The organism is Pseudoalteromonas sp. SR43-7, assembly GCF_014163785.1.
GTDB lineage: Bacteria > Pseudomonadota > Gammaproteobacteria > Enterobacterales > Alteromonadaceae > Pseudoalteromonas > Pseudoalteromonas distincta.
In genome coordinates this window covers 73,957-86,845 of the sequence record NZ_JACJDY010000017.1, presented here as the reverse complement: position 1 = coordinate 86,845, position 12,889 = coordinate 73,957, and the positions used below count along the sequence as shown (strand labels likewise).

Below are 12,889 nucleotides of genomic sequence, written 5' to 3'. Positions count from 1 at the left end.
TGCATGTATCGTATATAGTGAAAACATGGATGTCAACTTGGAGGTCTTACAATCAAAAGTGTATTTCTCGGCCACTTCACAAGAAAAATGATTAATAAGTAATACTTTATGTTTGCATTGAATTATATAAGCAATCCTTTTAAACTGCATTGGGGCAGCTGATAAATTTAATGGGTTATGATATGAGATTGAATGTGACAAGAAGTGCGACTAGTATTTTATATAGCGCTATTTTGTATTTTCACTGTATTATTTTTGCACTAGGAATGGTTGAATCTACTTTTTCTGGGTATGAATTAATGAAGGTGATAAGCCCCACGACGGCAATAATTTCACTGTTAATTGCAGGCGTTTTAGCAACCATAAAAAAAGTAAGTCTATATGCAAAGAAGTATTGCATCGCAATAGCTACAGTTGCTGCATTGTGTTTTCTATTTATTCAGTTTTCTTTTTTATTTCATATGCAGGTTAATTTCGATCTGGGAAGCCTTGATAACAAGCCATTTACTTTATCATTGTACGCCATTTTTATGTTTACTTGTTTTTCAGCAATTACTATCAAAGCTTTTCATAAAAATATAAAAATAAATGAAATGAAAAAAATAAAATTAGTCGTATTTATAGTTGTATTAATCGGTTCAACTGTGTGGCATCAGTCATCTTTGAATCTAGTCAGAACCCAAGATGCTAATGCAAGAGAAAAAATACACTTATTAGAAACAATGATAAACCGCTCTTTGGCTTCACAGAAAAAAGCTCTAGCTAGAATAAAGACTAGAGTAGAAAAAGTTAGTTTTGAAGATTTTATGCGTCTAATTAATATAGACTCAAAAAATTACATTAGTGATTATAATATAATCAAAGGTGTTTTAGTTCTTGATAATGAATTAAATTATATTTCAGGCGATAATTTTTCTAGCAGTTTTTACTTAAATGGAATGCTAGAAAAACCTACAATAAAATTATGGCTTAAAAGAGATATAGAGGAAGTCCAATTTGCAGCTAACTCATTAACTCTAGACTCCGATATACCAATTTTAATGTTTTTAGCCCCTGTTAAACTTGCGAATCAAAGTCGTTTTTATATATTAAATTTACTAGATATGAACTTATTATTAGAGAAAAGTTATTTAAAATATCTTAGTCGGTATGATACATATTTAGAATTAACTCCAAATGTATACTTTTCAGTAGACTATAAAAATAAAACTCAGTCTGATTTAAACAAGCTAACTAGCCGTTATAACCATTTTATCACTGAAAAAATAAATGTGATGGGTTTAGTTGAACATAATGTCTATACCTTTATCAATGACTATGAAGCAATACACATTGATACCATAATTGATCAATTAATATTATGGTTTACGTTTCTATTTATATTTATTTTTGTACTGGTAGCTGATTCATCAAGAGCCTTAGAGTTTAGTACAAAGCATGATGAATTAACTGGTTTACTGAGATTGAAAGCTTTGGAAGAAGAGTTTCTGCAGCTTAGCTCGGTTAGAGGATATAGTAATTTTGCAACTGTAATAGTTAAACTAGATTTTTATGAAGAGATACATAACTCTTTAGGTTATGAAATCAGTGATAAAATTTTGAAAAAAGCTTCTGAAAGAATAAGTATAAATGTTGACAACCGAGTACTAATTTCTAAGGGAATTAACGATAGCTTTGTTTTATATTTTACAGATACTACACCAGCTATCCTTGAGCAAAAAATTGAGGCTCTAATACTCGATTTATCTAAAGCGTACTGTATAGACACATTTGACTTCAATCTTACTGCAAGTGCTGGAGTGGTATTTTATCAAACCCCCGAATTATTTAATTTTAAGCTTAACCTTCAGCAAGCAAATATAGCCCTTGAAAAATCTACAGAGCTTGGAGGGAATCAAATACACTTTTATCAACAAATAATGGATGATAAACACAGCGAAAAAATTATTATCCGAAATAATTTACACACGGCTCTAAAGAACAACGAATTAGAAGTGTTCTACCAACCTATACATAACTTGAATGGGAACCAAATTGTAGGTGTTGAAGCGCTAGTTAGGTGGTGTTGTAACGGTGAATGGATCTCTCCAGCAAAATTTATCCCTGTAGCAGAAACTACGGGTCAAATAGTTCAAGTAGGTAAACAAGTTTTAAATCAAGTCCTTCACGATATAAAAAAACATTCGCAACTGCAAAATATAACCGTAGCAGTTAATTTTTCAACTAAGCAGATTATTAAAGACAATTTTTCTATCGACTTACTCCATTTACTTACTCAAAATAACATCACATATAAAAATTTCACTGTTGAAGTCACTGAGTCTTCCTTTCAAGAAAAGACATCTATAGAGAAAACATTACTTGAATTAATTAATTCAGGTTTGAATGTTGCTATAGACGATTTTGGGACTGGTTTTTCAAGTTTGTCATATCTTGCTAATCAGCCCGCGAACATTATTAAAATTGATCGAGAGTTTACTCTTGGAGCGGATAAAGATACGAAAGAACGAAAGCTTTTAGATACCATTATCAAAGTTTGTTATGACTTAGGCAAAAAAGTGGTAGTAGAGGGGGTAGAAGATGAAAAGCTAATTACACACTTATCTAGATATAAAGGTATTAGGATTCAAGGATACTTTTTCTCACAGCCGCTTCCTGTTGACCAACTTATTGAATATATTCGAGCCATACAATACAAATAATATTAGTAATTTATGTTGTCCTCTAAAGTTTCTAATACATATTTCGATTAAGCTTGTTTTATTTAGTGCTTAATACTAATTCATTAAATATAACCTTAAAATAACTTACTACCTAATGGAAGAACACAGCCATATAAAGTTTTTTTATATGGTTTTTCTAAAAAGTTCAAAAGAACATAATCCTTGAACTCATAGCTATTAACCGCCTTTAACTTAAATCAAATCACTTCAACACCCTTTAATATATTTCATGTGCATTTTATAACCAAGAAGTGCTAGGTTAGTGGTAAATTAATTGAAGGAAATAATTATGAAATTAGAGTCATTAGCACTGCACCACGGTTACGAATCTGAGCCTACGACCAAATCGGCAGCCGTGCCTATTTATCACACTTCTTCTTATACATTTGACAACACGCAGCATGGCGCTGATTTATTCGATTTAAAAGTACCTGGAAATATTTACACCCGCATAATGAACCCAACCAATGCCGTACTTGAACAACGTATTGCCGCGATGGAAGGGGGCATTGGTGGGCTGGCTGTTGCCTCTGGGATGGCTGCTATTACGTATGCTATTCAATGTTTGTGTGAAGTCGGTACTAACATTGTCAGCACCAGCCAAGTATATGGTGGGACGTATAACTTATTTGCTCATACACTACCTAGGCAAGGTATTGAAGCACGCATGATTAAAGCCGATGACTTTACCGCGTTCGAGAATGCAATTGACGACAACACCCGCGCTGTTTTTTGTGAATCTATTGGTAATCCTGCAGGTAATATTGTTGATATTGAACGTTTAGCACGTATTGCACACAGCAAAGGTGTGCCGCTTATTGTTGATAATACCGTGGCTACGCCGTATTTATGCCGCCCATTTGAGCTGGGCGCCGATATAGTGGTTCACTCACTTACAAAGTATATAAACGGGCACGGTACTGCTATTGGCGGGATGATTGTCGACTCAGGTAAATTTGATTGGAAAGCGAATGCCACGCGCTTTGCAATGATGAACGAGCCCGATCCGTCGTATCACAATGTGGTTTATACAGAAGCTTTTGCTGAAGCTGCATTTATTGGACGTTGTAGAGTAGTGCCACTTAGAAATACTGGCGCAGCACTTGCGCCTAAAAACGCATCTGACATTTTAATTGGCCTTGAAACCTTAGGCTTAAGAATGGATCGCCACTGCGAAAATGCACAGCAGCTAGCTGAGTATTTAGAAAATCATCCAAAAGTGCTTTGGGTTAATTACGCAGGGCTTAAATCAAGCCCGTATAACGAAATGAGCCAAAAAATTACCAGTGGTAAAGCATCGGGTATTTTAAGCTTTGGTATTGCTGGTGGCCTAGAAGCGGGTACTCGTTTTATTGATGCGCTAAACATGATTTTACGCTTAGTTAATATTGGCGATGCCAAGTCGCTTGCGTGCCATCCTGCGTCAACTACACACCGCCAATTAAATGATGAAGAGCTTGCTAATGCGGGTGTAAGTCGCGATTTAATCCGTTTGTCAGTCGGTATTGAAAACATTGCTGACATAATTGCCGATGTAAGCCAAGCGCTCGATAAAGCATAGTTACCTCACTACCTTTCATAAAAACTTTAAAGCATAAAAAGCGTTAGTTGAAAATAAACTATCGTTTTTTATGCTTTTCTAAAACCAATTAACAACTATACACCCTTATTTTATATACCTTTTTCATAAAAACTCCTTAAGAATTTTATATTTCTATCGTTTGTTTTTCATTCATATGTCAATTTTGTATTGACACTAAGATTACTTACTACTACATTTGTAACAGTACCACTACAAGTGTAGTAATAGGAGCGACAATGAAACTTAGTGATTTTGAAATGGATATTATGCAGCTGCTCTGGCAGGAAGAACCCTGTACCGCGAGTCAACTACATAAAGTGCTTTTAGCTGATAAGCAAAAAGATAAAAAAGTAGCCTATACAACAGTTAAAACTATTGTAGATAGGTTAGAACACAAAGGGGCGATTGAGCGCTGTGGACATGAAGGTCGAGCTATTGTTTTTAGAACAATCGTGACTCAAGACACATTATCGGGGCAAGCTATGCCTAGTTTTATGCAACGATTTTTTAAAGGTAATTCTCGTAGTTTAATTGCCCACTTTATCAAAGAAGAAAAGCTAAATGATGAAGATATAGAATATTTACAAACGCTTTTAAAAAATAAGAAGTTAGATTAAAGGAGAGGGTAATGACGGATTATTTACTAACTTGCACACTTATTAGCTTATGTATTTTGCTTACAGTAAAAGGGCTAAAAAATGCCCCAGCACGATTAAACTTTTACATTTTAATGACTGCCTTGGCATGTTGGTTTGTCCCTTGGCAATATTTTTCCCAGTTATCCTTATTTGAAGGGGCAAATCGTTACACATTCAACGTGGCGCAATTGATTCCCGATGTTAAAGCATTAATACCAAATGCTGAACAAGTAGCAACTAAGGACGAATTACAAAGCGATATGGGTATATGGGACTTATTGCCATCACTTAGTAATGTTTTTATGGTTTTAGTTTTAGCTGGTTTTGGATTGTTTTCATTACGCATGAGCCTTTATGTAAAGCTTATAAAAAACTTATACATTAACTCAAAGCCAAGTCCTGAACTTAAACACATTAACAATCAGTATCCAATTAGACTAACAACCCATACAGAGCCTGCTTTTGCTACCGGGTTAATAAAGCCTGTTATTTGGCTAGAGTCGACGATGGTAAATCGTGAAGAATTAGATTCAGTCATTCAACACGAGGTAACTCATTTACAACAAGGCGATATTTATTGGACGTGGCTTATTTGTTTTATAGAAAGCGTTTTTTGGTGGAATCCTATTTGCTTAAAGTTAACTGGTTTAGCAAAAGAGCAACTAGAACTTAGCTGTGATGAGTTGTGTATGCAAAAGCTAAAAGGTAAATACCAATTGGATTTAGCCAGTTTATTGCTACAAGAGCAAAGTGCTAAAAGCTCGCCTAACTTTTTTACCCCCCCACTTTTGAATATTGCTCATTCAAAGAGCTTTAATATTCAGAGGATCAAAATGTTAAACAAGGAAAAAACAATGAAAAGTAAATATTTGGTTATGGTTGCGGCGGCAATGTCTTTTAGTGCTTTAGCTGCAGCGCAAATTGTAGATGGTAGTTCAGATAACAAGCAGCCAAGTAATAATACGTCTCAGGCTCCTGTTAAAAGTGAAGAATATAATCAACAACTTGCACAGCTTCTAAAAAGTGCTGCTGGGGCAAAAAGTGATACCCCTGAACTGTTAAACCAAGCTGCGCAAGGCATTCAAGATTGGCACTTGAATAGAGACAAACTTACGGGGTTTGAAGAAGCTGAAATCAAACTACAAAGCTTTAGGCTGCTAAATCACGTTTACTCTAAACTTGAGCAATATGAAGACATATTGAGTGCTTACGAAAAATGGTACGAGCCGGGCAGTAACCCACCTTACTTCTTAAAAAATTCACTAGCAACGGCCTATATACAGCTAGGGCGTTATGAGCTTGCTGTTGCAGAGCTTGAAGATTTATCAAAACAGCTTGAAGGTAAGCTACATGTTGGCTCTGCTGATAACTTAGCACTGGCATACATTTACCTTAATGATTACGATAAATCATTAAAAACTTTAGAGCAGGTTGATGCAAAAGACGATGTATACGGAAATATCCTTAAATATTATGTTTATGATAAACAAAATAACCGTAAAAAGATGGATGAAATCAAAAGTAAAATCCCAGAAGCATTTGCAGTTACCCCCGCGTTATTACCACAAAGCGGCATACCTGGTTCGCAATTGTTGAGATTGCTATAAGTTTTTAATTACGATGAGGCTCGGAGTATCTGAGCCTCTGTTTAATGTTATTGGTACAAATACAGGTTTATTCATTAAAATAGGTCTAGGTTATTTAAATCTCTGGGTAATCGCTTAGCGATAACTTAAATAAAAATGGCTAAAAGTAGTGATTTTTCACAATAGTTGGTATGTTACAAGTAACATTTTATTTAATTGTGTGTGATGAAAAAAAACAAACGTTCTTCTCTTCAAGATATTGCCGATGCGGTTGGTGTAACCAAAATGACGGTGAGTCGTTATTTACGTAATCCGGAAAAAGTATCAGAGTCTACTCGCACTAAAATTAGTGCAGCTATTGATACGCTAGGTTACATTGCAAATAAAGCCCCTGATTTACTCTCTAATGCTAAAAGCTACTCTATTGGTGTACTAGTCCCATCGTTAACGAATCACGTGTTTGCTCAAGTTATAAAAGGCATTGAAGATGTAACAGGGCCTGCAGGGTATCAAACAATGTTAGCCCATTATGGTTATAACCCTGAAATTGAAGAAAAACGGGTTGAGTATCTATTGTCGTATCACGTTGATGGTTTAATTTTATCAGAAACCACACACACAGACAGAACGCTAAAAATGATTGAAACGTCAGGCGTACCTGTGATTGAAATAATGGATACTCATCACTCTCCTATGCAGCAAGCGATTGGTTTTGATAACGTTAAAGCCGCTTTTGATATGACGACGGCACTTTTAAATAAAGGCTATCGCAATATTGTTTATATAGGTGCAAGGCTCGATGTACGAACACGCCTAAAATTTCAAGGTTATTCAGATGCTATGTTAGCTAAAGGCTTTACGCCTAAATGTGTGATGACTGATCAAGCTTCATCTTATAGTTTAGGTGCTGAACTTTTACAAAAAGCGCGTACTGACTACCCAAATATTGACTGTTTGTTTTGTACTAATGATGATTTAGCGATTGGGGCTATTTTTGAATGCCAGCGAAACAACATTTTAGTGCCTAGCCAAATAGGGGTTGTGGGTTTTCATGGCCATGATATTGGCCAGGCAATGGTGCCTCAATTAGCAAGTGTGATCACCCCTCGTTATCAGATAGGTAATGTTGCGGGAAGAGAGTTGTTGAGCCGGATTAATTCCGATTTAGATACTAGCATTAATTATAAGCAAGTAATTGATTCTGGTTATATAGTTCATCTAGGTGAGAGTGTTTAAATACTTAAATTACCTGTGCCTAATTACCTGAGCCTAATTAACAAAAGGCTCAGGTAATTTTTATATGTGTGATGATAACTCTACATACTGTAATTTTACAAAAACAGAGAAATAATCATAGCGACAAGTGCGCCAACAGTACCAATAATAGTTTCCATTACCGTCCACGTTTTAAGAGTTTGCATTTCGCTCAAACCGAGATAGCGACTCGCTAACCAAAATCCTGAGTCGTTTACATGGGAGAGCACAATAGAGCCCCCACCAATAGCGATAGTGACAGCGGCAAGCTGCGCTCCATCAAGGCCTAAAGGCTGAAGCATTGGAATAATTAAGCCACACGCTGTAAGCATAGCTACTGTCGCAGAGCCTTGAATAACCCGCACAGCGGCTGATAATACAAAAGCGAGTATTACAATCGGTAATCCTGAGCCAGCTAAGTAATTACCTAGTGCAGTACCTACTCCTGAATCAACTAATACTTGTTTAAATACCCCACCGGCACCAGTGACAAGAATAATAATTCCTGCAGGTTGTAAGGCACTACCACAAATTTCCATGATTCTAGCATTCGGGACACCGCGCCTTGCACCGAGCAAATAAAATGCCATTAGGCAGGCAACTAAAATTGCTGTAAATGGATGTCCTATAAAGGCTAACCAATTATATAAATCAGAGTCTCTTTCAACAAAGCGACTACCAATAGTATTTAAACTAATCATAATTAACGGCAGAGCAATTAAACCTAATGCTAATCCAAAACTAGGCGTCCCTTTACCAACTCTTTGGTTATCATCGATTTGTTCGTGCTGTGGGAGTTCTACATGAATAGATTTAGAAATAATAGAGCCCCAAATTGGACCTCCTATAATCATTGCCGGTATGGCAGCAATAAGGCCAAATAAAATCATATAACCATAGTCAGCGCCTAATTGAGAGGCAACCAAAATCGGCCCTGGCGCAGGAATAAGAAACGCCTGACAAGATGCTATTCCCGCAAGTAGCCCAATACCAATTTTAACAACGCTGCCACCGCCTTTTCGTACCACAGCAAAAACAATACCGATTAAAAGTACAACGGCCACATCAAAAAAGAGGGGGAGGGCACAAATAAAGCCCGTAAAGGTAAGCGCCCAATTAGCGTTTTTTTCTCCAAAACGGTGTAAAAGTGTGTGGGCAATGCGATCCAGCGCGCCGGTTTCTTCCATTACTTTGCCAAACATGGCGCCTAAAGCGACCACCACCGCTACAAAGCCTAGTGTTCCGGCCATTCCTTTTTGAATTGTAGCGGCAATTATTTCTGGGCTCATTCCTGAGAGTAATCCTGCAATCATAGAAACAAGGATCAAAGAGACGACAGCATGTAGTCGTACTTTCATTACTAAAAAAAGCAATAAAAATATGGAGCCTACCGCTGTTAGTATTAATGATAAATCTGACATTTTTCCCTACTTATATTCAGTGTGAATTATGATGTTTAGTGTGTGTTTAACTTCACTTTCGTATTTGTTACGGGTAACATGTTACCCGTAACTCAATATAATATATACATTGAAAATAATTAATTATTAAATTAAGGCGAGGGTGAATACATGAGTAACACAAATGTAGGTCGTATTTATATTGTAATGGGGGTTTCAAGCACAGGAAAGTCAAGTGTGGGTGATGCATTAGCAAAGCGCATTGGCGCTAAATTTATCGACGGAGACGACTTACATCCCAAGGTTAATATATTAAAAATGTCATCTGGGCAGCCTTTAAATGATGCTGATCGTGTGCCTTGGCTCGAAAGAATACGTGATGCTGCATTTAGCATTGAAAAGAAAAATGAAGTCGCGGTAATAGTCTGCTCAGCATTAAAAAAGAAATACCGAGAACAAATATGTGATGGAAATACAGGCATTACCTTTTTACATCTTTTTGGTGATTTTGAGCTGGTTAAAAGCCGTATGCAGGACAGAAAAGGACATTTTATGCCTGTTGATTTACTCAAAAGCCAATTTGAAGCGCTAGAAGTTCCAAAAGAAGATGAGCCCAATGTTATAAATATAGATATTAATAACTCATTTGAGCAAGTAGTCGAAAGCTGTATTAGCGCAACTAAAATGAATAGCCACAACAAGTTAAAAGTTTTTAGTTAATCAATTAACTGTTACTTTTAACATTTACGGGCTTTATTTGTTATGAGTTAGCGTCTGCTCGTGGTGTTTCTAATATCGCTTTTTTTTCATCTTCAGATAATATTATCCAATCAAAAATTTCTTCGTTAGTACGCCCACACCCGGTGCAGTAACCGCTGCGCCTTTCGCATATTCCTAGGCAATCAGTTTTAAATTTAGATTGTTTTTTGTTTTGATTTAATTGGCGCATATTAAAGTCCTAACGGTGGTGCAATTTCAAAGCGAGTAGAAAACCCAATACCTTCTTGATTAGTAGCAAGTGTAATGACTGGAGTTTTAGTATCAAGTACAAAGGTGCTGTAAATTGAACTTGCTGTTTCTTTTTGGCTTTCCAACCAACCTGTTTTGGTTAAGCATTGGCGTAATTGCTTAGCCAGTTTTTGATGAGACTTTATTGTTTGCGTTTGTGTTTTAACAGGTGTTTGGCATTGGTAGCTTGCTTGCTCTGACTTATTTAAAGTAACCGTACAGTTTGCTCCAATTATATGAGTATTAGTACGCCATTGATTAGTAAACTGGTTATTTACTTTATCTGTTTTGATTGAATTAAAACCAGAATCATAACTGCTTATAAGGTTATTTATGGTGCTGCATTCATCGGGTGTTACTGTGGTTTTTACAGACTGATTCTTTGTAGTAGTGGTTGTTGTAGTCTGATTAGTTTTGCTGGTACAGCCTGCTAAAATAAACGCGACAATAGAAGGAATAATATAGTTTTTCATAGTTCACAGTAACCGATTAATTTAGCCACGCACTATATCACACGTGATTTACTGTAAAAATAAAAAGGCCCATATAAATATGAGCCTCTTTGTTAGTTACAACTAATGCTATTTATGGCGACCTTGCAAGCATTTAACTACATCTTCAAGGGCTAAGCCTTGGCGTTGTAGTAATACTGTCAGGTGATAAATTAAATCAGCAGACTCGTTTGTTAGCTCATCGTTATCGTGTTTCATAGCGGCAAGGGCAACTTCAACGCCTTCTTCACCTACTTTTTGACAACTACGGCTTAAGTCTTTTGCAAATAATGACGCTGTGTAGCTTTTTTCAGGGTCGTCATTTTTACGCGCAACAATCACATCTTCTAACTGTGCTAAAAAGCTTAAACTTGGTTTTGCTTCATCACCAAAACAGCTTTGTGTGCCTAAGTGACACGTTGGGCCTTCTGGGTTGGCAAGTACTAAAATTGAATCGTAGTCACAATCTGTATGCACAGATACTACGTTTAAGTAGTTTTCTGATGACTCGCCTTTAGTCCATAAACGCGATTTTGAACGCGAGTAAAATGTTACCTTATTGGTATCAAGCGTAACAGCGAGTGCTTCGCTGTTCATAAAGCCTTGCATTAAAATAACACCAGAGCGGGCATCTTGAATAATAGCAGGGATCATTTCACTTTTAGCGAAATCGACTTGAGCTTGGTTTTGTTGTGTTACTTGCATAATCTTGCTGCCACTTGGTTATCTGTTAAAAATTGTTTTAGTTCGCCAATGTTAATCACATTTTTATGAAAAACGCTGGCAGCTAATGCACCATCTACTTTGCTTTGTTTAAATACATCAACAAAATCTTGCATACTACCCGCACCGCCAGAGGCGATTAAAGGAATGTCACACAGCTCGCGAATTTTACTTAGTTGCTCGTTGTCGTAACCGTTACGAACGCCATCTTGGTTCATACAGTTTAATACAATTTCGCCTGCGCCTAGGTCTTGTACGCGTTTAACCCATTCTTGTGTTTTATAGCGCGTACGGCTTGATGCATTAGGATCGCCGGTTAATTGATACACTAAATACTCGCCGGTAATTTCATCAAAAAAGCTGTCAATGCCGACTACAACACATTGCTTACCAAACTCATCGTGTAATTCTTTAATAAGTTCAGGACGCGCAATAGCAGGGCTGTTAATGCTTATTTTATCAGCACCGCGCTCAAGTACACGCGCTGCATCAGCCACTGATTTAATACCGCCCGCTACACAAAATGGAATATCGATATTACGTGCAATGCTCTCTACCCAATTCACATCAAGTAGGCGTTTTTCAACGCTTGCGCTGATTTCGTAAAAAACCAGTTCATCGGCGCCAGCTTCGCTATAGGCTTTAGCCATTGTTAAAATATCGCCAACTATTTCATGGCCTTTAAACTTAACGCCTTTAACTACTTGGCCGTCTTTAACGTCTAAACACGGAATTATGCGTTTTGATAACATGCCAGTGCCTCCTCAACGCTAAATGCGCCATCAAGCAATGATTTACCTAAAATAACGCCGCCCACACCAAGCTCTTTAAGCTTTTTAATGTCATCTAGTGAGCTTACGCCACCTGAAGCTTGCACTTTGATTGTGCTGTTGTGGCGAGTTAGGTCTTCGTAAAGCTCAAACGATGGACCTGTCATAGTGCCGTCTTTACTGATGTCCGTACATAAAAAATCAATAACACCTAAGCTTACATAAAAATCTACCAGCTCAAGTAAACCAAATTCAGATTCACTTAACCACCCGTGCGTTGCTGGTGCCCAGCCCGTGGCTGTTTTATTTACATCAAGAGCAATTACAAAATGCTCTGCGCCAAATTGCTCAATCCAGGCTTTTACTTGTTCGCGTTTTTCTACTGCCATTGAACCAATAACAACTTGGTTTGCACCAGCTTTAAGCCAATCACTTACATCTTGCTCTGAGCGAATACCCCCGCCCACTTGGTACGGTACGTTAAGTGCTTTGGTCGCAGCTTGAATATGTTTCCACTGTTTTTTACTTGGATCGCGTGCACCTTCTAAATCAACAAGGTGAAGTTTACCTGCGCCGCTGTCGGCGTATTCTTTTAAACGCGCGCCAAGTTCGAAAGGGTAAAACTGTGCTGTGTCGTATTTACCTTGGTACAAGCGCACAATTTGATTTTGTAAAACGTCTAATGCTGGAATAATCACAAATAATCTCTTTTTT

The 12,889-nt window shown here is 37.1% G+C and carries 12 protein-coding genes; 6 read left to right on the top strand and 6 right to left on the bottom strand.

Annotated elements, in window-relative coordinates:
• Nucleotides 1-182 precede the first annotated feature (182 nt).
• The 5 genes from H5087_RS13785 to gntR all read left to right on the top strand — a co-directional run bounded on the left by H5087_RS13785 (nt 183) and on the right by gntR (nt 7,765).
• A complete protein-coding gene (locus tag H5087_RS13785; protein ID WP_220491574.1) occupies nt 183-2,702 on the top strand; it encodes a bifunctional diguanylate cyclase/phosphodiesterase in 2,520 nt (839 codons plus the stop codon).
• Nucleotides 2,703-3,012: 310 nt separating this feature from the next.
• On the top strand, nt 3,013-4,284 hold the full coding sequence (locus tag H5087_RS13780) for an O-acetylhomoserine aminocarboxypropyltransferase/cysteine synthase family protein (protein WP_101162859.1): 1,272 nt from the start codon (nt 3,013-3,015) through the stop codon (nt 4,282-4,284).
• Between the two features lie 257 nt (nt 4,285-4,541).
• Nucleotides 4,542-4,922, top strand: a complete 381-nt coding sequence (locus H5087_RS13775; RefSeq protein WP_004586391.1) for a BlaI/MecI/CopY family transcriptional regulator — start codon at nt 4,542-4,544, stop codon at nt 4,920-4,922.
• Nucleotides 4,923-4,933: 11 nt separating this feature from the next.
• Nucleotides 4,934-6,550: a M56 family metallopeptidase gene (locus tag H5087_RS13770; protein ID WP_182672385.1), complete on the top strand. Its 1,617-nt coding sequence runs from the start codon at nt 4,934-4,936 to the stop codon at nt 6,548-6,550.
• A 204-nt stretch (nt 6,551-6,754) separates the two neighbouring features.
• Complete coding sequence (gntR, locus tag H5087_RS13765) at nt 6,755-7,765, top strand: gluconate operon transcriptional repressor GntR (RefSeq protein WP_182672384.1); 1,011 nt, start codon at nt 6,755-6,757, stop codon at nt 7,763-7,765.
• A gap of 95 nt (nt 7,766-7,860) precedes the next feature.
• On the opposite strand, the gene gntU is transcribed toward gntR, so the two are convergent.
• Nucleotides 7,861-9,204, bottom strand: a complete 1,344-nt coding sequence (gene gntU, locus H5087_RS13760) for a gluconate transporter (protein WP_182672383.1) — start codon at nt 9,202-9,204, stop codon at nt 7,861-7,863.
• A 150-nt stretch (nt 9,205-9,354) separates the two neighbouring features.
• On the opposite strand from gntU, the gene H5087_RS13755 reads away from it, so the two are divergent.
• Entirely contained in the window at nt 9,355-9,903 is a 549-nt protein-coding gene (locus tag H5087_RS13755) for a gluconokinase (protein WP_182672382.1), read from the top strand.
• Between the two features lie 40 nt (nt 9,904-9,943).
• Here H5087_RS13755 and H5087_RS13750 read toward each other — a convergent pair whose 3' ends face one another.
• The 5 genes from H5087_RS13750 to H5087_RS13730 all read right to left on the bottom strand — a co-directional run bounded on the left by H5087_RS13750 (nt 9,944) and on the right by H5087_RS13730 (nt 12,873).
• Nucleotides 9,944-10,132, bottom strand: a complete 189-nt coding sequence (locus H5087_RS13750; protein WP_165723885.1) for a DUF1289 domain-containing protein — start codon at nt 10,130-10,132, stop codon at nt 9,944-9,946.
• 1 nt (nt 10,133) lies between these two features.
• Nucleotides 10,134-10,664, bottom strand: coding sequence for a hypothetical protein (locus H5087_RS13745; protein ID WP_039487696.1), 531 nt, complete (start codon nt 10,662-10,664; stop codon nt 10,134-10,136).
• 108 nt (nt 10,665-10,772) lie between these two features.
• A complete protein-coding gene (gene hisIE, locus H5087_RS13740; protein ID WP_024594330.1) occupies nt 10,773-11,387 on the bottom strand; it encodes a bifunctional phosphoribosyl-AMP cyclohydrolase/phosphoribosyl-ATP diphosphatase HisIE in 615 nt (204 codons plus the stop codon).
• Nucleotides 11,378-12,157: an imidazole glycerol phosphate synthase subunit HisF gene (hisF, locus tag H5087_RS13735; protein WP_002960269.1), complete on the bottom strand. Its 780-nt coding sequence runs from the start codon at nt 12,155-12,157 to the stop codon at nt 11,378-11,380. The genes hisIE and hisF overlap by 10 nt, the downstream gene beginning before the upstream one ends.
• Complete coding sequence (locus H5087_RS13730; RefSeq protein ID WP_002960267.1) at nt 12,139-12,873, bottom strand: 1-(5-phosphoribosyl)-5-[(5-phosphoribosylamino)methylideneamino] imidazole-4-carboxamide isomerase; 735 nt, start codon at nt 12,871-12,873, stop codon at nt 12,139-12,141. The genes hisF and H5087_RS13730 overlap by 19 nt, the downstream gene beginning before the upstream one ends.
• Nucleotides 12,874-12,889: the final 16 nt, after the last annotated feature.

What these genes read in the sequence shown, in the direction of transcription:
- H5087_RS13785 (WP_220491574.1), top strand. Translation starts at nt 183, where the DNA reads ATGAGATTGAATGTGACAAGAAGTGCGACTAGTATTTTATATAGCGCT.
- H5087_RS13780 (WP_101162859.1), top strand. Translation starts at nt 3,013, where the DNA reads ATGAAATTAGAGTCATTAGCACTGCACCACGGTTACGAATCTGAGCCT.
- H5087_RS13775 (WP_004586391.1), top strand. Translation starts at nt 4,542, where the DNA reads ATGAAACTTAGTGATTTTGAAATGGATATTATGCAGCTGCTCTGGCAG.
- H5087_RS13770 (WP_182672385.1), top strand. Translation starts at nt 4,934, where the DNA reads ATGACGGATTATTTACTAACTTGCACACTTATTAGCTTATGTATTTTG.
- gntR (WP_182672384.1), top strand. Translation starts at nt 6,755, where the DNA reads ATGAAAAAAAACAAACGTTCTTCTCTTCAAGATATTGCCGATGCGGTT.
- gntU (WP_182672383.1), bottom strand. Translation starts at nt 9,204, where the DNA reads ATGTCAGATTTATCATTAATACTAACAGCGGTAGGCTCCATATTTTTA.
- H5087_RS13755 (WP_182672382.1), top strand. Translation starts at nt 9,355, where the DNA reads ATGAGTAACACAAATGTAGGTCGTATTTATATTGTAATGGGGGTTTCA.
- H5087_RS13750 (WP_165723885.1), bottom strand. Translation starts at nt 10,132, where the DNA reads ATGCGCCAATTAAATCAAAACAAAAAACAATCTAAATTTAAAACTGAT.
- H5087_RS13745 (WP_039487696.1), bottom strand. Translation starts at nt 10,664, where the DNA reads ATGAAAAACTATATTATTCCTTCTATTGTCGCGTTTATTTTAGCAGGC.
- hisIE (WP_024594330.1), bottom strand. Translation starts at nt 11,387, where the DNA reads ATGCAAGTAACACAACAAAACCAAGCTCAAGTCGATTTCGCTAAAAGT.
- hisF (WP_002960269.1), bottom strand. Translation starts at nt 12,157, where the DNA reads ATGTTATCAAAACGCATAATTCCGTGTTTAGACGTTAAAGACGGCCAA.